Below are 22,104 nucleotides of genomic sequence, written 5' to 3' on the forward strand. Positions count from 1 at the left end.
TTTTTGGCTCTTAGGTCCAGTTTCAAGCGATTTTCTATCATAGTAGCTTGGCCAGGGTCCACGATTCAAGGACTTTTTAGAAAGAAAGCGCGTCTGACCCTTAGTTGCTCACCGAAATCTATTGTCTCTCGTTCCAATACGAAAGTCGGTCCAAAACGGACTCTGCCCGGTAGTGCTACCTAGCGAATTCCTAGGATAAATTTTCGTGCAAAAGGCAAGATGATCGGTGCTCCGATCGATAAGAAAGGCAAAATTCTCCGGATCCACTTGGAAAATGCGGAATCCCCGGCTGCGATTTGAGTGATCAAATTCACCCTTGCTACCACGCTCCGAATCAAAGGCCTCCTTAATGCTTCGTATTCTTTCATTCGGTTTTTATCATAGAGTTCCGCGAAAACATAAGCATCCTCAATTCCAAGATTCATTCCTCTCGCACCTAATGGAGAATGCACATGCGCGGTGTCTCCTCCTAGAAAAACGTTCCCTTTTTGGAGATGGTTAGCGATCCGGTGACTGATCAAAAATTTGGACTGCCATTTTATTTTTCCGGGGCTCGTTCCTTTTGGCAAATGTTCGATCAGATTCGGAATATTTCCGGCCAATCTCCAGACACTGTCCCTTATTCGAATGAGTAAAAGACCGCCTTCATCCTTTGCAATTATGTGCCCCTCGTCCTTAGCCAGTTGAGTATCTAACTCTATATCGTAAAGCTCCCACTCTTTTTCATATCGATGGCCTCGGAATTCAATTCCCAACTGCTTCCTTGCTTGGCTATGTGCACCTTCCGCGGCGAATAGAATCTCGGGAGCAGATTGCTCCCTGTGCCCTTCCTTATTGATTATCGTGACAAGTATCGATTGATCTTTTAAGGTTAAACTTTCCAATTCAGTTTGTCTTTCGACCAAGATGTTCCTTTTTTTCAATTCTTCTTCTAGAATTGTCTCCGTCTCACTCTGGGATTGAATTAACATAAACGGATACTTGTGTTTTACTTTTGTAAAATCGTTTCGAACTAGTATTTTCCCATTCTTCCAAAAGTTCACACAATACATTTTTCTTCCATTGGATAGGAACCTCTCGGTGATTCCAGAACTCTCAAACAATGTGAGAGTGTTCGAATTGACTCCGAACGCTTTAGAGTATGGAACTCTCTCTTTTAGTTTCTCGATAATTCGAGGCTTTACTTTTTTTTCATGCAAGAATATGGCCGCAGATAATCCGGTCGGACCGGCCCCAGAAATTAGTATTTCCCCTCGATTCCCGTTCATATTCTTTTCCTATACACAATAAAGCAATTCATAGAAAATCGCAACTGGAATTAGCAAAGAGAGGAATTAGGGACAGGCTGCTGCGAACACCTGACCGGATTGGTCCAAGGCAAAAAGTTCATTTCCTTGTACCCATATATTCAGTAAATCTTTTGGAGCAGATATTGCGGTGGAATTGAGTCCTCCGGATCCTCTCACTGTCTCTATTTTTCCCATCTTGGTGCCCGCGAGAAAAACCCAGCCTTTGTTACACGACACAATTTTCTTGTAAAGCGCAGGTTCGATCTGAAAAGGTCGGTCGATTCTATCCCATCCAGTTTCCGCTTTTCGAAAGCGATACGCACCCCAACCGCTTATTAGAAAAATTGAATCTTCCTTGTAAAATAACGGAGCGATCGGAGAAGCCAAGCAGCCAAAACGAAAAACATCGCATTTTACTATCAGCCCATCATTTAATCTGTAGGCTTCCTGCGAATGGCTCGAGTCGATCGTGTCTACGCCACCTTCGTGAACTACAAAAAGGTGACTTCCAAAGCATTGCAATTGGAATATTACACTTTCCATATGGTGGACTTGTTTCCAAACATTCTCCGCAGAAAGTTGAAAGACATTTGATACGATGAAAATTCCGGTGGATGTCGTGGAGATTCCTAGGAAGACTTGACCTCCACATTCCGAAACAACCGGATCCCAGGCTGCTCCGTCCGGATCTGGGAGCCCTGAACTCTCGAACCAAGTATTTCCGCCGTCTTTGCTCAGATAGATTTTTTCGGCGTTTCCTGAAACCAGCAGCCGCGCGGAACAATAGACAAACGTAATTGGCTTTTGCGTTAAACTTTCGACGCGCTTCCAGGTATTTCCTTTATCGTTGCTTTGCAGTAATGAATCGTTCGCGGCTAGAAAAACAGTCCTATTCGAAATACAATTGTTTCCGCTCCCTCTAGACAGATCCGCGTGTACCTTGCCTTTCGGTTTCCAGTCCACAGCGTAATTCGATAACCAGGGGACAAAAAAGAGTAAATAGTATAGAAGTATTTTATGATACCCGAAAGTTCTCATCCTGATTCTATCCAGCCCGAAAGAATTCAAGACAATGGTAGAGAACTTAGAGTGCAGAAAAGGGAAAAGATCCGAATCGAGCAGCTAAAATCTTTTGGTTCAAGCTCCGGTTTTCAGTTCTTCATTCAGGATCGCAAAGAATTCGTCCAAAGTCATTGACTTAGTTTCTTCGGAGCCGCGCTTACGGACTGCAACGGTTCCGCCGTCTCTTTCTTTTTCGCCCAGCACGAGCAAGTAATTCGCCTTTTTCAGTATCGAATCTCGGATCTTTGCTCCGATTTTATCGTTCTTGAAATCTGCTTCTGCTCTAAAACCTGCGTCGACCAATTTCCGCATTACTTCCTGTCCGTACTCGGTGACTGCATCGGTTACAGTAAGTACTCGAACTTGGTTCGGAGAAATCCAAAGAGGAAATTTTCCTTCGTAGTGCTCGATCAAGATTCCTATGAATCTCTCTAGTGAACCGTATACCGCTCTGTGAATCATGGCGGGCCTTTTTTTCCCACCGCTCGAATCAGTATAATCCAGTTGAAATCTTTCCGGCATCGAAAAGTCGATTTGTATCGTTCCACACTGCCACATTCTTCCGATAGAATCCTTAATATTGAATTCTATTTTAGGTCCGTAGAATGCACCTTCTCCTTCTTTGATTCCGTATTGGATTCCTTTCTTCTCGAGTGACTTCTTCAATACTTCGGTACCGAATTCCCAGTCTTCGTCTTTCCCCACTGATTTTTCAGGACGGGTCGCGATGAATGTTTTGAATTCCGAGTAACCGAATTTGCGATACACTTCTAAAGTGAAGTCGATCGTATCCATCACTTCGGACTCTACATATTCTATAGGAGTATAGATATGAGCGTCGTCTTGAGTAAATGCCCTTACACGGAAAAGTCCGTGTAAAACTCCGTGCAATTCGTGACGATGTACACTTCCTAGTTCAGAAAACCGAAGAGGCAATTCTCTGTACGAATGCAGATGATGTTTGTAGATCAAGCTGCAGCCTGGGCAATTCATTGGCTTGATCGCGTATTCAGCTTCGTCTATCGAAGTGAAATACATGTTTTCTTTATAGTTATCCCAATGTCCGCTCACCTTCCACAAATCGGAAGATAAAACTGTTGGAGTTTTAATCTCTTGATAACCTCTCTTTGCGGATTCCTTTCTCAAATAATCCGCGAGAGTGTTCCAGAGCACTGCACCTTTAGGATGCCAAAATGGAAATCCCGGAGCCTCCGGTTGAAAAGAGAACAGATCCATTTCTTTTCCGATCTTTCTATGGTCCCTCTTCTTTGCTTCTTCGAGTTGAAATAGATACTCGTCTAGTTCTTTTTTGGAAGGGAAGGCCACTCCGTAAATACGAGTGAGCATTCGATTGTCCTTGTTCGCTTTCCAATACGCTCCGGAGAGAGCAGTGAGTTTGAAAGCCTTTAGCAATCCGGATCTAGGAATATGCGGCCCCCTACAAAGGTCGAACCATTCTCCCATTCCATAAATAGAAACCTGTGGATCTGGAATATTACCGATGATCTCGATTTTATAATTCTCGCCCATCTTATCAAAAGTGGAGATCGCTTCTTTCTTATCCCAAACTTTTCGATATACTTCCAAATCAGAATCTACGATTCGTTTCATCTCACTTTCTATTTTTGGAAAGTCTTCCGGAGTAATGATTGTTTCTCCGAAATCGATATCGTAGTAAAAAAAACCAGGTCCGTTTTCGATCACCGGTCCTACAGTGAGTTTGGCTTCTTTGTATAAATTCTGCACCGCCATTCCGAGCAGGTGGGCAGCAGAGTGTTGGAAGGTTTCCCATCCGTCCTTTTCTTGGAAGGTTAATACTTCCAGTTTGCCCGCAGTTTCAAGCGTCCTGCTTAAGTCCAAAACAGCAGGAGTATTACCAGCAGCTGTAAAACGAACAGCAAGGGCCTTGTTCTTTAAAAAAGGCAAATTTGATTCAATGAATTCGCGATAGGTAGACCCGAGCGCAGCCTGCTTTGTGCTACCGTCGGGCAATGTTATATGTACGTTTTTACTACTCACTTCCAATCCGCGCAACCTGTGATTCCATATCGCCGAAACTGTGGTTTTTTCGCAATCAGAAGATGGTACTTGGAAAGTCCCCACCCTTCCTGGGCGGGGGCCGGTGCGGTGGTACACGCGGCGGACCAATTTGCCCCGTATCATAGATTGGGTCGGCTTGCAAGGAGGATTTTGGAAGTCATGTCTTGTAGGAGCTCCTACGAGCAGCGCCCCGATAATGCGGTTCTTTTTGTTCTTGCATTACCTGAGTTTTCTGAATTGACCCTAGCCTTTCCTGTTCAACCCTGTCCTTATATGAAAGCGTATTTGGTTTTGGAAAACGGTGATGTTTACGAAGGTGAATCGTTCGGGTATGAAACCCAATCGGTAGGTGAAATCGTTTTTAACACTTCTCTTGCAGGATACCAAGAAATTCTGACAGATCCGTCTTATGCGAACCAAATCGTTACACTGACCTACCCCATGATAGGAAACTACGGGATTCATCCAGATAATATGGAATCCGCCAAGATCCAAGCCAGTGGATTGATCGTGAAGGAATACGTAGACAGGCCCTCCAACTTCAAGGCGGAAAAAACACTCTCTCAATTTCTAAAGGAATACAAAATACCGGCCATCCAGGGATTAGACACTCGAAAATTAACCCGGTTTATCAGAACAAACGGAGCCCCGAACGGAGGGATCTTTGTAGCAAACGAATACTCTCCAAAGTTCTTGGAAGAAGTAAAAAAGTTCCCTGGAATCGCGAATGCAGACCTGGCAAAAGTGGTTACTACCGGGAAAAAATATCAGTTCGGATCTCACTCAGGAAAAAAATACAAACTCGCTGTTTATGATTACGGCGTTAAGACGAACATTCTCCGACTCTTAGATTCTGCAGGATTTGCCGTGACTGTTTATCCAGCCCAAACTCCTGCACCAGAAATCATGAAAGAAGGAGTAGATGCTTTCTTTTTATCGAATGGTCCAGGAGATCCTGCTGCCTGCACCTACGCGATTGATTCTACGAAATCTATATTAGAAAAAGGTTATCCTCTTTTCGGGATCTGCCTCGGTCACCAAATCATCGGTCTAACATTAGGTAAGAAAACCGAAAAAATGAAATTCGGGCACAGAGGCGGAAACCAACCGGTCATGAATATGGAAACCAGACACGTCGAGATCACTTCACAAAACCACGGTTTTGCGGTGATCGCAGATGATACCGATTCAGAGCCGATTTCCTTTCTGAATTTGAACGATCACACAGTGGAAGGTATTTTGAAATCAGGTTATCCTATGCTTTCGGTTCAGTACCATCCCGAAAGTTCTCCTGGTCCGAACGATAGTAGATATCTCTTTGAGAAATTTTATCGCATGGTGGATTCTCACAAGAACGGGAGAGCATTCGGCTCCGAGCTATAGTTTTAGCTTCGCATTGTTCAGCCAGGTCCGAACTTTCTGTTCGGCAGATTTTGTCGGTTCTTTATGGAACTTTATAGAAGAACTACTTTTTATAATCCTCGGAATAACGTTTTAAGAACCAATCAGTAAGTTTACGAATTCCGCAAGCGTTCAAATGCGTATGATCCCCGTAATCCTGATCCAGAAACTTGACTTCCGGTTTTGAGAAAGGAATTCCGAGTTGCCTGATACTAGTTTCAAAAAATTGCATGGAGTTGGGTTCCCTGATTGCGTTTTCGAAGGAAGGGCGGGAAGGAACCAATACTAGCTCAAACTGGATTTTTTCTTTTTGTAAAATTTCAAAAATCTTTTTCCAAGTTCTTAAATCCGGATCCCTCGCGACCTTGTATCCGAGTTCCCATCCTCCCGGTGGTAAAGCTACATGTCGAAAATTTGGAATGCATTCTCCGGTATATGGACCCTGTTTTCCCCACTCTATCATCCCGTGATTTTTGGTCAGTTCCGACTCCAAATTTTGATTGAACCTAAAATTACTTTTCCAACGCAGAATCGGATCAAAAGAAAAGACCAGATCTAAGTTGCGCTCGAATAGCGAAAACTGATCTCCGCTCGGACTAAATCGAATTTCGGAAGAGATTGCTGCATTCAATTTTAATAATGGAAAGATTCTAGCCAAAGCGTAAAAGATTGGTTCTCCTCCGCCTTTTAGATAAAACGAACGCAGCTCCGAAATGAAATACATTGCAAAATGAAATGATCCGAAATGTACTTCCATGCTTTTGTGAGCTGGGGCCATTCCTCCTTGCGCCGTGTTAAATAGCGATGCATTGAAAAAGATTTTATCCGGAACAATTCCGTTTTGTCTTAAATCTTCTAAGCGTAACAAAATTCCTTCGGGCTGTTCCGAAGGCCTTGGTAAAAAGTAGATTCTATTCCCGGTGTGGTCCGCAATTTTCTGAGGGTACAACCCGCTCAGAATCTGACTATCTCCTAAAAAAACCCAGGTTTTTCGATGAGAACCTTCTATTCGCTTCGGAAGAGAAACCGAAAATTGGGGAATTCCGCTCAGCTTATCATACAAAAAATAATTCTTATCTTGGTAATTCAGAAAAGCAGGAAACAACAGATGAGAAATTCCGATTACCAACAAGGTAAATAAAAGAAGAGCTATACTGTAATTGAGAGCCTTATTTTGCATATATTTGAAGGAACAGTCTAAATAATCTTATAGTAGCATTTCGATATAGATTAGAATTGAAAGTACACAAATACTTTTTTCTCGAATATCCCGGCCAAGAAAAACAAAAAGACCAAACCTAGTACAAGAGGCGAATAGCTGGCAAACTTTGGCAGGCTCCTCCATTTTATAAAAAAGGAATCCTGTCCTCCGGCGGCTAATTGCAGAATATCCATTAAAAATAGAGGAGAAACGAAAAAGAAAAATTTTAAGAGAAAAGGAATAGAAAAATAGAAACCTTTGGACGCATTCTCGATAAGGTGCCCGAGTTCAAAGGGAGAATTAAAACGAAACAGAATCAAACCAAAAGAAAATAATTCCCAGGTAAGAAAAGCGCCTAAGTACTGTAATATGATATATATGAACCTTGGAATCGAAACATCAAGTTTTGAAAATGCTTTTTGTAATAGAACAAAACAAACGACCTGAATTCCACAATACAGACCCCAGGTAAGATATCCGTAGGTCGCTCCGTGCCAGAGGCCACCCAAAATCCATACGATCATCAAATTCGAAATCTGTCGAAGTAATCCGATTCGATTTCCTCCCAACGGAATATAAATGTAATCCCGAAGCCAGGTGGAAAGAGAAATATGCCAGCGTTTCCAAAACTCCGAAGGATTCGGAGCGATATAAGGAAAATCGAAATTTAACGTTAAGCGAAATCCCATCATCCTCGCAAGACCACGAGCGGCATCGCTATAACCGGAAAAATCCGCGTAGAGTTGGATTCCGAGGGAGATCCCGATCCACCATGCGATGCCATCCGGTAAAATCATCCCGGGTTGCAAAGACTTTTCAATAAAGAACTGTAAATTATCACCCACAAAGACTTTCTTAAAGATTCCCCAGCAAAAAAGGCAACCACCTTCCCAAACGGTAGCAGCGTCTATTCTTCTAGGCTTGGCGATCTGAGGCAAGAGTGCATTCGGTCTTTCGATTGGTCCTAGCAAAAGTAGAGGAAAGAAGAGATCATACACTGCGAATTCTATAAAATTCTCTGTAGCCAATACTTTCTCGTACCGCACTTCTATAATATAGCTAATATTATGAAACGTATAAAAAGAAATCCCTAGAGGTAATAAGATTTTCGGAATAGATACTTTTTGCTCCGGATCAAATACACCAACTATGTCATTCCAGATCTCGGCACCAAATCCAGTGTATTTAAAGGCGCCTAACAGAACGATGTTGGCAACGATGAGAAATCCAGTGAATAAATTGCGACGGCTCTCGGATACTCTATGGATCCAAAGTCCACCAAAATAATTTGCGACCACTGATGCACAAAGAATCGCAGTCGCAACCCATCCCCAAGAGGCGTAAAAAGCAAGTCCTGCGAAAAGCAGTAAAAAATTCTGAGCCTTAACTCCTAGCCTTACATAGACAAGAAATACAAAAAGGAAAAAGAGTACAAATGTAAGCGAATGAAACAGCATCGGTTTCGATGAGTAGGCTTATTAGTTGGAGTCAGGATTCTTCAATCAAATCCAAAAGTCTTTCTTTTTCCTTGGTGTCCGAAGGATAGCAAAGAGTCTGGCTGGTAGTTCCGGTTTGAAAGTCTTTGCTATGGCGATCTATCTCTGTGATTCGATTCCGAATCTTCCTTACTACGATCTGAGTTTCTTCCCTATCTTTTCCGTCTAGGACTACAACATACTTTCCTTGGCCGACTCTATAACAATAATCTGATTCACCCAGATTGTCTTGAATGGAAAGTCTTAGTTCTTCGCAATAAAAGGAGAAAAATCCTGCACCTTTAAGTCTGACCATTCTGCTAGCATTTTGAACTTTGAATACTGTTAAGCTAAAAGCAGTGCCAAGCTCTCCTACTTTTTGGATCGCCTCATTGATTCGCAATTCAACCGGACTAAAAGGATCGCGAAACACTGCGTCCCTTTGCTCTAACATTAGCAAATTAGAAATTACCGGGGCAGAAACCTCCGATATCCCGACTGCTGTTTCTCTATCCGTATCCGTCCAAGGAGCTTCGGTTTCATGAATCACCATCATCCCGACCAACCAATTCAAATTCAATAATGGCAAAATGTCGAACTCTCTCATTAAACCTAGTTCGTCGTTTGTGATCTGCTCCAATAGTTCCGGGTTTTTTCTGAAATTCGCGATCCTAAAAACTCCCGAGACGTTGGCTACAATTCCAACCAATTTGGAATCTAATCCCAAGCGGAATTTGCCAACTGTTTCGGGGGTCAGCAAATTGGTTCCGAATACTTTGTATTCCTTCCTGGAAGTTCCCTCCAAGAGCAATAGCGACCACCGTCTTACACCTAACTCTCTTTTGAAAATATCGGTGAATCGGTCATAGGCTTCGTCTAAGTCACGGACTTGTGCTAATTCTCGAGCTGCCGTGAGTATGAGTTCGTTGTTCTTTAGAACTTCCTTAAGGTTTTCGTTCTCTTGATTGACCAGCTCAATATCTCTAATTCTTCTGAAGACGGATCCAGCCACTTCTCCTACTATCTTCAAGAACTCCAGATCTTCGATAGTATAATCGTCTCCTTCTACGGTCTTACTTAGAACGAATAATCCGAAGAATTCCTGGACGTTACGAATCGGAACGATCAATTCTGCATTCGTTTTTTCTAATATAATCTTTTCCTTTTTTGGAAGAGAAAACTTAAACATTTCCTTTGCGTAAATTACGGAAGGTGCCCTGAGTGCGGCCTGATATGTTTCATCTCCGGATTCCAATACCCACTCGGGATCTGCAGAGATCCCCTGTGCTTCAACAACTCTCAATGCTTCAAAAGATTCACTCGTCGAAGAAAAAACTACGATCGACTCGCAGCCGATTTGCCCTTGGATAGAAAAACAAAGATTCTCGAAGAAATTGGCAAAGTCCGTAGACGAAGCGATTTCTTTTGCGATTTCGAATGCGGATAGATAGTTTTCTAATTTTTTTCTAGACGCGATTTGCAGATCGATCGGCAGAGTGGAGTAGTCAGACTCGTCATCAAACAGATAATCGGATCCGCTTCCTTCTTTTTGCTCAGGTCTAAGTCCCTTGGCAGCCGATTTATTCGCGTTTGCCTCTGCCTCTTTGACCCAATCCGAAAAAGGATCCTGTATGCTCGAAGGTTTGGCCAGGTTCGATGGCTCCTCTCCAAAATCTCCGAGATCGGACTCGGTATCTTCACCAAAATCTTCCAACTCAGGAAGGTCAGATCCGAAGTCTGATATAGCACTCTCCGGTTCTTCTGGACCGCTTAAGTCCAAGCTACTCAAATCAATTGGTTCTTGCTGTTCAGTTCCGAAATCTTCGCCGAAATCTTCGGAAGCAGGAAACTCCGCGCTTTCCTCCGCGGGTAATTCAAAATCCGAATCCTCCATGGAAAAAGGAGGAGGTCCTTCCATTTCCGAAGATATTGATTCTTCGGTAGCAGTCATTGGGGAAGGTTCAAATTCCGCAGGATCACCGAAGGCCGATCGAAACTCAGGTTCTTCTCTTCCAAAATCCATGCTCGGACTTTCTTGTGCGCTGATCGGAGCTTGAGTAGAAGACTTAGAAGAAGATTTTTCTCCGTTTCCGCCCCTGAATTCCTGAGCTTTCCGGAGTAGACTCTTTCCGGAGAACGATAAAGATTTTTTTAATAGAGAAGGTTTTTCCGCGGTACTTGTCTGAGAACTCCCAGCGGAACTGGCAGGGGCGATTTCCCCCGAACGTATCATACGAGTGACTTTGTCCAGGAGGCCCATATTCAAACGCCGATTTGTTTCATTAATTTCTTATAAAGTTCAAAATAGTCGGATCTGGAAAATTCACGAATCAAATCATCCGGCAGATTTCCGAGCAACTCATCCAGATAAAGAAGGATTCTCTTCATCTCATCTTGGGAAGGTTGTGGTTCAGCGCCTGGAGCGGATACCGCACCTTCTCCGGCGGCTTTTCTCAACTCTTCAATCGGAGATAATCCTTCTTCATCCGCATATTCGTCGAGGACAATGAGTAGTTCCGGTTCCGGAGGAATCGTTTCTACTGTAGGAACAGGAACCGCACCGCTTGCACCTTTTTGCTCTTCAAAATGCAAATCAGCAATCGGCATATCCTCTTCCACGGAACCCAGTGCATCTAAATCTGTCGGAGTCGGAGGTTCGAGCAAGGTGTCTAAATCCTCGCTTTCGATCATCGCGGCCTTGTCATCGGAAAGTAAGTTGCCGAGCTCTTCGTCGGAAAGTGTGATTGGTTCGTCTGCACCTTCCGTCAAGTCCCAATCCCCGGGAGCAGCTACTTCTTCTTGCATCGAAGATTCCATCTCGTCCAGACTTGCGACAGGACCTCCCCAATCCATCTCCTCCGAAGCTTCTTCTGTGGCGATTTGGTCTAACTCATGGATTGGAAGTGAAATTGGCCCTTCTTCTTCTCCCAAAAACTCCGGCTCTCCAGCTTCTTCTTCGGTTCCGCTGGACAAAAGGTCTCCGAGTTCATCATCAGAAAGCGCGATCGGCTCCTCGGCTTCCATTTCAAAGTCCATGGGCTGGGCTTCCGCTTCTTCTTCACCGGAGGAGAGCAGATTTCCCAGTTCGTCATCTGAAAGTGCGATCGGCTCTTCTTCTCCTGATTCTGCAAGAAAATCAGGCTCAGGTGCAGAGACCCCTACTTCCTCTTCTCCCGAGGAGAGTAAATTTCCGAGTTCATCGTCCGAAAGAGCGATTGGCTCCTCTTCTTCCTCTTCTTCTGTAAAACTCGAAGCAAAAGGAGTATTTTCTGCTTCCTCCGTAGTTCCAGAAGAAAGTAGATCGCCAAGTTCATCATCCGAAAGCGCGATCGGTTCTTCCTCTTCCTCACCCATAAAATCGGAAGCAAACGTTGTACTAGTTTCCGCTTCTTCTTCTGTTCCGGAGGAAAGTAGGTTTCCTAGTTCATCATCTGAAAGTGCGATCGGTTCCTCTTCTTCTGTACTAGATAGAAAATCCGATTCAGGTTTGGAATCGGAGAAATCGCCGATCCCGGAAATTAAATCTTCGTCGTGTGCAGATTCAGAGATTTCAGCTTCTGGTTCATAAGAAAAATCTCCCAAATCTAATCCTGAATCTAAAGGTGACTCGGAAGGTTCACCCAATCCGCCTAATTCGTGGATCGGAAGCGAGATGGATTCTTCTTCGCCACCTTCTCCAAAATGAAAGCCCGAATCTGCCGCAGCGGATTCCTCGAATCCTTCGTGTTCCTCTTCGATTCCGGAAGATAACAGGTTGCCGAGCTCATCATCAGAAAGTGCGATTGGTTCGTCCGCTTCCTCTCCGACTTCTTTTTCAAATTCGGTCCAATCTCCCATGTCCTCAGGAGTAGTGAGACCTTCCGCGATTGCGTGTACATCATGCTCTTGGATGCCGCCTTCCAGAGAAGTCTCTGGTAATTCCAAATCGCCCTCAAAAGACTCCCCTAACGAACCTAAATCCATCGGTTGAGGAGTCGTAGAATCTGCGCCAAGTAAATCATCGAGTTCGTTTTCGGACAAGGCTATAGGACCTTCATCATCGGATACAAACTCTTCATCCTCCGCGGAAACATTAGAATGATCTAATGGATGTTCGGCCTCTTCCATTTCGAAGTCCGAAAGTCCAGCGCTAATATCAATGTTCTCTAATTCTGTTTCGGATAAACTGATCGGAGCTTCTTCTTCGTCTCCAAAGTCCAGATCACTAAATCCTGCGATTGATTCGGGCTCCCCTTCGGAATGGAAGGCAGAAGGAGGAACTTCACCCGGAGAACTTAGATCACCAAGATCCAGGGAGCCAAAATCGATATCGGAAGCCTCGCCCAGTGCATCCTCGACACCGGATGTTTCGTCAGTACTTGCTTTCGGAGTATTATCTTTCCAAGAAGGAGTTCCTGCACCAGGTACCGGACCTAAGTCCTCGTCTTCTTCAATCTGGAGTAATCGGTTAATCTCCGCGTCGATTAAAGGATTGCTCAGTTCAAAATCAAAATCTTCGTCCAAATGGACTTCGTCATCTAAGTCTGTTAAATCTAAATTGAGGCCTGATTCAGGAAGATCTGAATCGCTAAACGACATGGAGGAAAGTTCGTCAGGATATTCATCTCCGGCAGATACGATGAGCTCTTCCATTCCCCCGGAAGAATCGTCGTTTTCGGAAGGTGGATCAAAATCGAACGCGCTCTCTTCGTCTCCTCCGGCAAGCAGGGAATCTATTTCATCTAGACTCATTTCACTCGGATCGAAATCATCTTGAGTTTCGTCTGGTAGTCCGTTCTCGTAGTTTATGCCAAACTCTTCCGCCATGCTTCCTTCAATCTTTTAGTTCAATCACCGATCCATCTTCTAAAACGCGTTGATTGGATCGATTTCTTCCGGTCTACCTTTCGGAGAATGTCTCGCTTTATGCGGAAATACAATCCGAAAAATAGGAAAAGTACGACGCAACAGCACCGTAGTACCTTCGGTACGTCCAAAATACACTCCTTTCCCAAATCGGTTCTGGGAAAAGAGTTCTTCCTTATGATTTTCGGATTTTCAACCCCCCAAAAGTTAGCGGGAGGCTGCTAAAATTCGGGTTTTTGCTTTTTGTAGGAGGGTGTTTTTTGTAGAGGAAAGGGGAAGTGCTTCCGCTTCGGCCAGTGCTTTTTTTGCGGCTTCCAGGTCGATGTCTTCTTTCAGGGCACCGTGGTCGACTAGGATGCTGACCCGATTCTCCCTTACTTCAAAAAAACCACCCTCGATTGCAGCGATTTTTACTTTGTTCCCCTTCTTGATCTCCAGAACTCCGATTCCGAGGGCGGACACCATTGCGGCATGGCCGGGAAGGACTCCAAAGAATCCTTCGCTGCCTGGAACTACCAGAGAATCTGCTTCTCCGTTATACAGAATCTTTTCCGGAGAGATGACGGAAACGGAAAGTTTAGCGCCTGACATCTTATGCTCTCAGATTTTTAGATTTCTCTACCGCATCTTCTATGGTTCCCACCATGTAGAATGCTTGCTCAGGTAAATGGTCGTAATTTCCGGTGATCACTTCTTTGAAAGAGCGAACAGTGTCGGCTAACTTGACGTATTTTCCTGGGAATCCGGTAAATACTTCAGCTACGTGGAAAGGCTGAGATAGGAATTTCTCAATCTTACGAGCACGAGCTACGAGAACCTTGTCGTCCTCGGAAAGTTCGTCCATACCAAGAATCGCGATGATATCTTGTAGGTCTTTGTAACGTTGCAGAATCCTTTGGACTTCGCGAGCTACAGAATAATGCTCCTGTCCCAGAACTTCTGCGTTCATTACCCTAGAAGTAGAATCCAAAGGATCCACCGCAGGATAAATTCCTTTATCGGAAATCGCACGAGAAAGAACTGTAGTCGCATCCAAGTGAGCAAACGCAGTCGCAGGAGCAGGGTCAGTCAAGTCGTCCGCAGGAACGTAGATCGCTTGGACCGAAGTGATGGAACCTTTTCGAGTGGAAGTAATCCTTTCTTGGAGTGCACCCATTTCAGTAGATAGAGTCGGCTGATAACCTACTGCAGAAGGCATCCTTCCGAGTAGTGCCGATACTTCCGATCCTGCTTGGGAGAATCTGAAGATATTATCTACGAAGAGTAGTACGTCGGTTCCGATGGAATCACGGAAATGTTCCGCCATCGTTAGGGCAGAAAGCGCCACGCGCAAACGAGCACCAGGAGGCTCGTTCATTTGACCATAGCAAAGTACGGTCTTGTCGATTACTCCGGATTCTTTCATCTCTCTCCAGAGGTCGTTTCCTTCCCTTGTCCTTTCGCCCACACCAGCAAATACGGAAAATCCTCCGTGCTGCTTTGCGATGTTGTTGATCAATTCTTGGATCAAAACCGTTTTACCGACTCCGGCTCCACCAAAGAGTCCGGTTTTTCCTCCTTTGATATAAGGAGCGAGCAGGTCGATGACCTTGATTCCGGTTTCGAATACTTCTGTTTTAGGAGAAAGTTCCTCGTAGTTAGGTGCAGAACGGTGGATCGGCTTACGATCTTTTACTTGGATTGCAGGTCCTTCATCCACAGTTTCGCCTAACACGTTAAAGATGCGTCCGAGAGTTACATCACCCACCGGAACAGAGATAGAAGCTCCGGTATCAGTAACTTCATGACCTCGGGTCAATCCGTCAGTAGAAGAAAGTGCGATTGCACGAACCGTACGATCTCCGATGTGCTGCTGCACTTCCGCCACGATCTTTTCTTTTTTTCCTCCGGCAGAGGATTCGATTTCAAGTGCGTTAAAAATTTCGGGCAGATTCCCGATATCAAATTCAATGTCCAAAACGGACCCGATGATTTGTTTGATCTTACCTTTATTCATCCAAGTAGCTCCAATACGAATACTAGTTCAGCGAGTCGGCTCCCGCGACGATTTCCGAAATCTCCTGGGTGATCTTTGCCTGACGAATCCGGTTGTAACCACGTGTCAGCAATTTGATCATATCAGAAGATGCATCTGTAGCCGATTTCATTGCGACCCTTCTGGCTAACTCTTCCGAACAGGTCGCTTCCAAGATTGCCTTTAAGAATGCAGTTTTTACTACAAGAGGAAGCAGAGATTCTAAAATCTGAGCAGGACTTGGCTCGTATAGAACGCTATCTCCCGCATTTCCTTTTGCGTCAGACTCGAAAGGAAGTATCTTAGTCACTGCGGGCTTTTGAGAAGCGGAAGACAAATATACGGTAGATACGATTTCTACTGCATCAACTTCCTCTTTCGCAAAAAGTTCTAAAAAGAACTCCGCAAATTCTTCGGCCTCTTTATAGCCTGATTTGTCATTGATATGAGTATAAGATTTCTCTATCTTTTCGCCGGTAAATCGGAAGTAGGAACTCCCCTTTTTACCCACAACAAATAGCCTAACCCCGATTCCTTTTTCTCTCAGTTCCTGAATTCTAGCTTTCGCGAGTCTGTTCGTATTCGAGTTATACCCGCCGCACAGACCTCTGTTCGCAGTAATCACGAGCAATGCTACGTTTCGAGTAGTTCTCGGTCTACGCAGATAAGGACTGTTTACCACTTCAGAAAGAGAAGCCAGAGATCCGACCAACTCTTTGATTTTGTTGGAAAAAGGATGCGAAGCATTCACCCGATCACTCAGTTTTTTGGATTTGGCAGTTGATACCATTTCCATTGTCCGAGTGATCTTTCGGGTGTTTTTGAAGGAGTTAATCCTTTTTTTAATTTCCCTTGGTGTAGCCAATGGCGTCTCTTCCTTACTTCAGCTTCCTGAGGAAGTCCTCGGCAATCGTTCCTATGACTTCACCTAACTTACTCTCGTCGGAAATCTTCTTTTCCTTACGAATCGCATCCAGAACTTCCGAATATTGATTCTTTAGGGTAGAAATTAGGAAGGTTCCGAATTCTCTTACTTTTCCTACAGGAATCTTATCCATGAATCCTCTAGTAACAGCGAAGATCTCAACTACTTGCTCTTCTACCGGAAACGGTGCAGAGACAGGCTGCTTCAATACTTCAACGATGCGATTTCCTCTGTCTAATTGTGACTGAGTGACCGGATCCAATTCAGTTCCTAACTGAGCAAATGCTTCGAGTTCGCGGAACTGAGCGAGTTCGAGTTTCATCTTTCCAGCGACTTGTTTCATCGCCTTGATTTGCGCAGCAGAACCTACCCGCGAAACCGAAATACCCACATCCACTGCAGGGCGAACCCCGGATGCGAACAAGTTGGATTGCAGATAAATCTGACCATCGGTAATCGAAATTACGTTTGTAGGGATATAAGCAGAAACCTCACCTTCCTGAGTTTCAATAATAGGAAGTGCGGTCAAAGATCCACCGCCGTATTTGTCGTCTAGCTTTGCGGCACGCTCTAAAAGACGAGAGTGGAGATAGAAAACGTCCCCTGGATACGCTTCACGACCTGGAGGACGACGAAGAAGAAGAGACATTTGGCGATATGCAACTGCTTGTTTTGACAAGTCGTCGTAAACTACCAAAGTCGCCTTTTGCTCGTTATACATAAAGTATTCCGCAATAGAACAACCCGAATAAGGTGCAATGTACTGCATTGGAGCAGGATCCGCTGCGGAAGCAGAAACTACGATAGTGTATTCCATTGCTCCGAGCGCGGTAAGTTTTTCCACAGTTGCCGCAACGGTAGAGGCTTTCTGACCGATCGCGACATACACGCAGATCACTCCGGATCCTTTCTGGTTGATGATGGTATCGAGAGCGATAGAGGTTTTCCCGGTTCCACGGTCCCCGATGATCAACTCCCTTTGTCCACGACCAATCGGAATCATCGCGTCGATCGCCTTAATTCCCGTTTGCATTGGCTCACTAACCGGCTGTCTTTTTGCGATCCCTGGCGCAGGGCTTTCCACAGGACGAGTCAGTTTTGCTTGAATCGGTCCTTTGCCATCCACAGGTTCGCCTAACGGATTCACAACGCGACCCAGCATTTCTGGACCGACTGGAATTTCTAGAATCCTTGTGGTTCTTTTTACGGAGAATCCTTCTTGGATATGCTTGTAATCACCGTAAATAATCACACCTACGGAGTTATCTTCTAAGTTGAATGCTTGGCCGCGAACTCCGTTCTGAAACTCGACGAGTTCTCCAGCCATTACGTTTTTGAGTCCGAAGACTCTCGCGATCCCGTCCCCTACTTCGAGTACGGTTCCGACTTCTTCTACGCCCAGGTCCTTTTTGTAATTTAGGATTTCCTGTTTTAGAACCGACGTAATTTCGTCCGTCTTAATTTTCATACACAACTCCGACCGGTAGTTTACTTTGAAGTAAGGTTTCTTTTACCTTCTTCAATTGGCTCGCCATAGATGCGTCAATCGCCAAGTCTTGAAAACGAACCAGGAAGCCCCCAATAAGACTTGAATCTTCTACGGATTCCAGGATGAACTCCGATTTATATTTTTCCTTTAATATCTCGCGCAGCTTGGATAGTTGGGCTTCATCCAAAAGAGGATAACTCCGAACCTGTGCGCGGACTCTCCCGAGCTTGCGATCTAGTTCCGCTTTAAAAGCTTCGTAGATTTCCGAAAGGAAGGAAAACCTTCCCCTTCTCAAAAGAACTAATAGAAAATTCAAGGTGATTTCGGATATCTTACCTTGAAAGATTTTAGATAAAAGTGCTTCTTTCTCTTCCCTCTTAATCGAAGGAGTTTCAAAGAAGTCGCGAATCGACCTTTCAGTTTGCAAAATCTGGACAATTCCGTCCAGCTCTTGCTCAGCCTCTTGCGGCGAACTAGTAGCTTCCGCGAATGCAGAAGCGTAGGTCTTTGGGATAGCCGAATGACTCATCTTAAGCGCTCAGTTTCTTGATTTTGCCTAACTCGCTTTCCACAAAGGATTTGTAATCTTCTGTTTTAAGCTGCTTTTCCAGTACCAAACCGGCAACCTGGACCGTCATCGAAACAATCTGCCCTTGTAATTCTGCCAAAGCTTTAGATTTTGCTAAATCGATATCTCGAATCGCTCCATCTTTAAGCTGTTTCACTTCTTTTGCGGCATCATCCATCATCTTATTTCTAAGAGATGTTGCATCCGACTTTGCTTGGTTCACGATACCGTTTGCTTGCTCACGAGCTGCAGCAATCTTTGCTTCGTAATCCTTTAATAAAGCGTCGGCTTCCGCGCGCAAATCAGCAGCTTTGCGAATATCGTTTTGGATTGTTTCCGCCCTTTCGTCTAGGGCTTTCAGGATCACATCCCACGCGAATTTCTTCAGGATGATTACGACAAATAAGAAAGTCAAAAGGGTCCAAAAAACAAGACCCGGATTGACGTCTAATAAGCCGTTCAGCCCTTTTGCTGCCAAGAGGAACAAGATTACTTACCTTCTGCTGGAGCTGAAACGGAAGTAGGAGCTTTTTCTGAAGCTTTTTTTACTGCCTCGTTTAGAGTTCCACCTGCGAGGAACGCGATTACCAGCGCGAAAAGAGCTGCACCTTCGATAAGAGCTGCAGAAATGATCATTGCAGTTTGAATCTTTCCACTCGCCTCAGGCTGACGTCCGATTCCTTCTGCTGCAGATCCTCCGATTCTTCCGATTCCGATACCTGCGCCGAGGATTGCAACTCCTGCTGCGATTCCCACTCCGATGTATCCTAGTCCGAATTCCATGTTGCTAATGTCTCCTATTTTAAATCACGATAACTTAATATTTTAATATTAGTGCCTATGCATGCTCAATCCGATAAAGAGCGAGGTCAAAAGTGCGAAAACGTATGCCTGTAAAAAAGCTACGAACAATTCCAGAACATAAATTAGCCCTGCGCCAACCATCGAAACCGGAATAATTCCCCAAGACTTAAACTGGAAAATGAATCCCATCAATGCCAATATGATCACGTGACCGGCAGTCATATTGGCTAAAAGACGCACAGTGAGTGCAAAAGTTTTTGCCGCAGGTGAAATGAAGAATTCAAGGGGCCACATGATTACGTACAAGGGCCAAGGGACTCCGTTTGGAACCGAATGGAGCACAAACTTAGGTCCTTGGTAGATAAATCCAGTAGCGTAGATCAGTAGCATTGTCATCAAAGCAAGAGTAACCGTGACGGAAACGTCTCCAGTAACGGTAATCCCGTTCCAAACTTTTGCGATCCAGATTGGTTCGTGGTGAGTACTTCCTGCTTTCGCAGAGGTTTCCGCTCCGACTTCCCCAGAAGCTTCTCCTGTTGGAACTCCAACAGAGTGTATCGCTTCATGATTCGCTTCCGGAGTTGCATTCACATAAGCAGAAACAGCGTCTGAGCCTACTTGAATAATTTCTCCTAGCGGTGGAACCAATCCCATTAAATTACAGAATAGAATGAAAAAGAAAAGTGAGAAAATATAGTGATAATAGCCATGTCCGTGCCCGTCCATGTTCGTATCCACGATATCTTTCCGTAAGAAGTTCACGAAAACTTCTACGGTATTTGAGATTCTGTTCTGAATTTTGAGGGGGTTTCTTGCAATGAGCCTTGCGCTAGGAATAAAAATTGCGAATAACAGGAGTGCTACGATCCACATCATGGTCACCCTACGTGTGATGTGCAGATCGATACCACCCACAAAATGGTATCTCTTTCCTGTATGATGGTCGGCGAAAATCGAATCAGTTTGCGGGTTGAAGTTTGCTTGCCCCTCATACACTTTTTTTCCACCGATATTCAGAGGAAATTCAGCATGATCCATCAAGTGATGTACTAAAACTTCATTTAAATCGAAACCAGCTCCTGAATTCTCTGAGGAGAAAATTGGTAGAGCGGTGAAGAGGAGAATCGCGGCAAAAAAGCGTTTCAACATAAATATTACTAAATGAATGATTTAACCTTTATAAAGCGAGGGAGGAAACAATCGCGAATCGCTGTCGAACAAACTGAAGAAGATTTGTTCTAAATCGCTATTTACATTGCTTAAACAGCGTTCCTTTTAGCTTCACCTTGCGAATACCAATATTAAAAGGTTCGCGAAATGGGCAATAAAAAAACCAATAACAAAACCTTGACCTTCTCCCCCCCACAAAAACGTAGCCAAACAGACCGCCTGTGCAAAAAAGAATAGAACAGTCGTTCCAAATTGGGCGGACAATCCGTCTTTAGAATGCTTTTGCAGAATATAAAGCCGAATCCCGGAGTAGCAAAAAGAGATCAAAAGTGATACCAAAACGCCTTTCCAGAATCCTAATATTGGATTCGGGGCTATAAAGTACCAACCCGTGCAAAACAGAGTAAGCACGGAAGCTCCAATAAAATATTTCCTGGGCTTTAGAACTCCTGAATCATCCATGTCAGTCGAAGAAAAAGGCGAAACTACTATTGGAGTCGATCACTTATCCTTGTTCTCAAACTGGCTTACTCTGTACAAAATGTAATATATGCCGTAGGAGAAACCCAGTGCAAGCCCGCCTAATATCCCAAAAGGCGAAATCGAAAATCTAGAATCCAAGTAATTACCGAGAAAGATCGAACCGCCCACAATGAAGCAAAACTCCATTCCTAAACTGGCCAGCTCCCAAGCTGATTTTTCTTTCTTAGGCTTGGGCTCCTTGTCCTTTTCTGAAGAATTCTCCTTAGAGGGATCCGAGCTCATTTCAATATAGTTCCGATTCGATTCCAGCGCACTTCCATACGGAACAATCTGTATCTGAGGGTTTTCATCAGCCAGCTGTCTCCAGGAGAACCGCAATGCTTTTCTAATTCCTCTCCCTCGTATCTTTCTGCACGCAGATCGCCTTTTTCGGAGAGTTCTTTTCCGCTCTTAAACTGACATACGTAGTCTTTCCAATTTACGGAAAAATAAATCACTGCCGCCTTTCCTAGAATATCTTCTCTAGGAACAAATCCCCAGGCTCTAGAATCGTGAGAATCATCCCGATTGTCGCCGACCACCATATACTGCCCCTCCGGGATTTCGCAGCCTTGGTGAAGCCCGCAAAAGTCGGAGCTGTAAAAGGACAGATATTCATCAGAACCTTCGAGCACGTAGTGTTCAAAATCTTGTTTTTTCTCTTTAAATAAGGACCGAGAAGGAGCTTTGACATTGTCCAAATCGTAGAGCAAATTCCCTGGTTCTGTTTCTACGGGTCCATATCCTTTAAATTCCTCGGAACCTTTTTCTTTGTATTCGATGAGAGCGTAGGTTACAGGTCCTCTTTTTGTTTCCACATGCTTGGGTGTAATACGAATCGTATCTCCCGGGAGACCAATCACCCTTTTTACAAACCTCTTCGGAAACCAACCTTCTCTACTATCCCCTTCCCCTCTGATTAATGCTTCTTGAGGCGGAATAAATGTAACGATATCCCCTCTTTGGGGGTCGTCATAACGAATGAGCTCCTTTTCCGTAAATGGCATTCTCAGCGAATAACGCATTTTATTTACGAATAGAAAATCACCGATTTTCAAAGTCGGAATCATGGATCCGGAAGGAATATTATTCGCATCCAAAACCGAGGACTTGAAGGCCAAAACTAAAACTACGATCAATCCAAAAGATAAGGTAGAAGAAACCGATTCATCCGCTAGAATTCCAGAAAAAATGCCTTTTTGGGGAACTACGCCCTTGGGCTCACTCATAGGTCTATCGAATAATGATTGGGATTTCCCGTCAATCACGCACCAAAAATCCTTACTCTTTTCCAGAAAG

18 protein-coding genes are annotated in these 22,104 nt (G+C 44.3%); 1 reads left to right on the forward strand and 17 read right to left on the reverse strand.

What is annotated here, in order from left to right; genetic code table 11:
• Positions 1 to 179: 179 nt before the first annotated feature.
• The 3 genes from CH373_RS08420 to thrS all read right to left on the reverse strand — a co-directional run bounded on the left by CH373_RS08420 (position 180) and on the right by thrS (position 4,376).
• Positions 180 to 1,268, reverse strand: coding sequence for an FAD-dependent oxidoreductase (locus tag CH373_RS08420; RefSeq protein ID WP_100714856.1), 1,089 nt, complete (start codon positions 1,266 to 1,268; stop codon positions 180 to 182).
• 66 nt (positions 1,269 to 1,334) lie between these two features.
• Positions 1,335 to 2,327 (reverse strand): beta propeller repeat protein, encoded by a 993-nt coding sequence (locus CH373_RS08425; protein WP_100714857.1) that lies wholly within the window; start codon positions 2,325 to 2,327, stop codon positions 1,335 to 1,337.
• A gap of 99 nt (positions 2,328 to 2,426) precedes the next feature.
• A complete protein-coding gene (gene thrS / locus CH373_RS08430) occupies positions 2,427 to 4,376 on the reverse strand; it encodes a threonine--tRNA ligase (RefSeq protein WP_243393336.1) in 1,950 nt (649 codons plus the stop codon).
• A gap of 288 nt (positions 4,377 to 4,664) precedes the next feature.
• Here thrS and carA point away from each other — a divergent pair, with 288 nt between their 5' ends.
• Positions 4,665 to 5,774: a glutamine-hydrolyzing carbamoyl-phosphate synthase small subunit gene (gene carA / locus CH373_RS08435; RefSeq protein WP_100714886.1), complete on the forward strand. Its 1,110-nt coding sequence runs from the start codon at positions 4,665 to 4,667 to the stop codon at positions 5,772 to 5,774.
• An 82-nt stretch (positions 5,775 to 5,856) separates the two neighbouring features.
• On the opposite strand, the gene CH373_RS08440 is transcribed toward carA, so the two are convergent.
• From CH373_RS08440 to lepB, 14 genes are all read right to left on the reverse strand, one after another.
• Complete coding sequence (locus tag CH373_RS08440; RefSeq protein WP_100714859.1) at positions 5,857 to 6,972, reverse strand: hypothetical protein; 1,116 nt, start codon at positions 6,970 to 6,972, stop codon at positions 5,857 to 5,859.
• 50 nt (positions 6,973 to 7,022) lie between these two features.
• A complete protein-coding gene (locus tag CH373_RS08445) occupies positions 7,023 to 8,450 on the reverse strand; it encodes an MBOAT family O-acyltransferase (protein ID WP_100714860.1) in 1,428 nt (475 codons plus the stop codon).
• Positions 8,451 to 8,481: 31 nt separating this feature from the next.
• Positions 8,482 to 10,728 carry a GAF domain-containing protein gene (locus CH373_RS08450; protein ID WP_100714861.1) on the reverse strand — a complete coding sequence of 749 codons (2,247 nt, stop codon included), beginning with the start codon at positions 10,726 to 10,728 and terminating at the stop codon, positions 8,482 to 8,484.
• A gap of 2 nt (positions 10,729 to 10,730) precedes the next feature.
• Positions 10,731 to 13,274: a hypothetical protein gene (locus CH373_RS08455; protein ID WP_100714862.1), complete on the reverse strand. Its 2,544-nt coding sequence runs from the start codon at positions 13,272 to 13,274 to the stop codon at positions 10,731 to 10,733.
• Positions 13,275 to 13,520: 246 nt separating this feature from the next.
• Positions 13,521 to 13,904, reverse strand: a complete 384-nt coding sequence (gene atpC / locus CH373_RS08460; RefSeq protein WP_100714863.1) for an ATP synthase F1 subunit epsilon — start codon at positions 13,902 to 13,904, stop codon at positions 13,521 to 13,523.
• Position 13,905: 1 nt separating this feature from the next.
• Positions 13,906 to 15,309: a F0F1 ATP synthase subunit beta gene (gene atpD, locus CH373_RS08465; protein ID WP_100714864.1), complete on the reverse strand. Its 1,404-nt coding sequence runs from the start codon at positions 15,307 to 15,309 to the stop codon at positions 13,906 to 13,908.
• A gap of 22 nt (positions 15,310 to 15,331) precedes the next feature.
• Entirely contained in the window at positions 15,332 to 16,192 is an 861-nt protein-coding gene (atpG, locus tag CH373_RS08470) for an ATP synthase F1 subunit gamma (RefSeq protein ID WP_100714865.1), read from the reverse strand.
• 13 nt (positions 16,193 to 16,205) lie between these two features.
• Positions 16,206 to 17,720: a F0F1 ATP synthase subunit alpha gene (atpA, locus tag CH373_RS08475; RefSeq protein WP_100714866.1), complete on the reverse strand. Its 1,515-nt coding sequence runs from the start codon at positions 17,718 to 17,720 to the stop codon at positions 16,206 to 16,208.
• Entirely contained in the window at positions 17,710 to 18,270 is a 561-nt protein-coding gene (gene atpH / locus CH373_RS08480) for an ATP synthase F1 subunit delta (protein ID WP_100714867.1), read from the reverse strand. The genes atpA and atpH overlap by 11 nt, the downstream gene beginning before the upstream one ends.
• Position 18,271: 1 nt before the next feature.
• Positions 18,272 to 18,796 carry a F0F1 ATP synthase subunit B gene (locus CH373_RS08485; RefSeq protein WP_100714868.1) on the reverse strand — a complete coding sequence of 175 codons (525 nt, stop codon included), beginning with the start codon at positions 18,794 to 18,796 and terminating at the stop codon, positions 18,272 to 18,274.
• A gap of 2 nt (positions 18,797 to 18,798) precedes the next feature.
• Positions 18,799 to 19,092, reverse strand: coding sequence for an ATP synthase F0 subunit C (gene atpE / locus CH373_RS08490; protein ID WP_100714869.1), 294 nt, complete (start codon positions 19,090 to 19,092; stop codon positions 18,799 to 18,801).
• Between the two features lie 48 nt (positions 19,093 to 19,140).
• Positions 19,141 to 20,262: a F0F1 ATP synthase subunit A gene (atpB, locus tag CH373_RS08495; RefSeq protein WP_100714870.1), complete on the reverse strand. Its 1,122-nt coding sequence runs from the start codon at positions 20,260 to 20,262 to the stop codon at positions 19,141 to 19,143.
• Between the two features lie 522 nt (positions 20,263 to 20,784).
• A complete protein-coding gene (locus CH373_RS08505; RefSeq protein WP_100714872.1) occupies positions 20,785 to 21,048 on the reverse strand; it encodes an AtpZ/AtpI family protein in 264 nt (87 codons plus the stop codon).
• Positions 21,045 to 22,034, reverse strand: a complete 990-nt coding sequence (lepB, locus tag CH373_RS08510; protein ID WP_100714873.1) for a signal peptidase I — start codon at positions 22,032 to 22,034, stop codon at positions 21,045 to 21,047. The genes CH373_RS08505 and lepB overlap by 4 nt, the downstream gene beginning before the upstream one ends.
• Between the last annotated feature and the right edge of the window lie 70 nt (positions 22,035 to 22,104).

It is taken from the genome of Leptospira perolatii, from assembly GCF_002811875.1.
GTDB lineage: Bacteria > Spirochaetota > Leptospiria > Leptospirales > Leptospiraceae > Leptospira_B > Leptospira_B perolatii.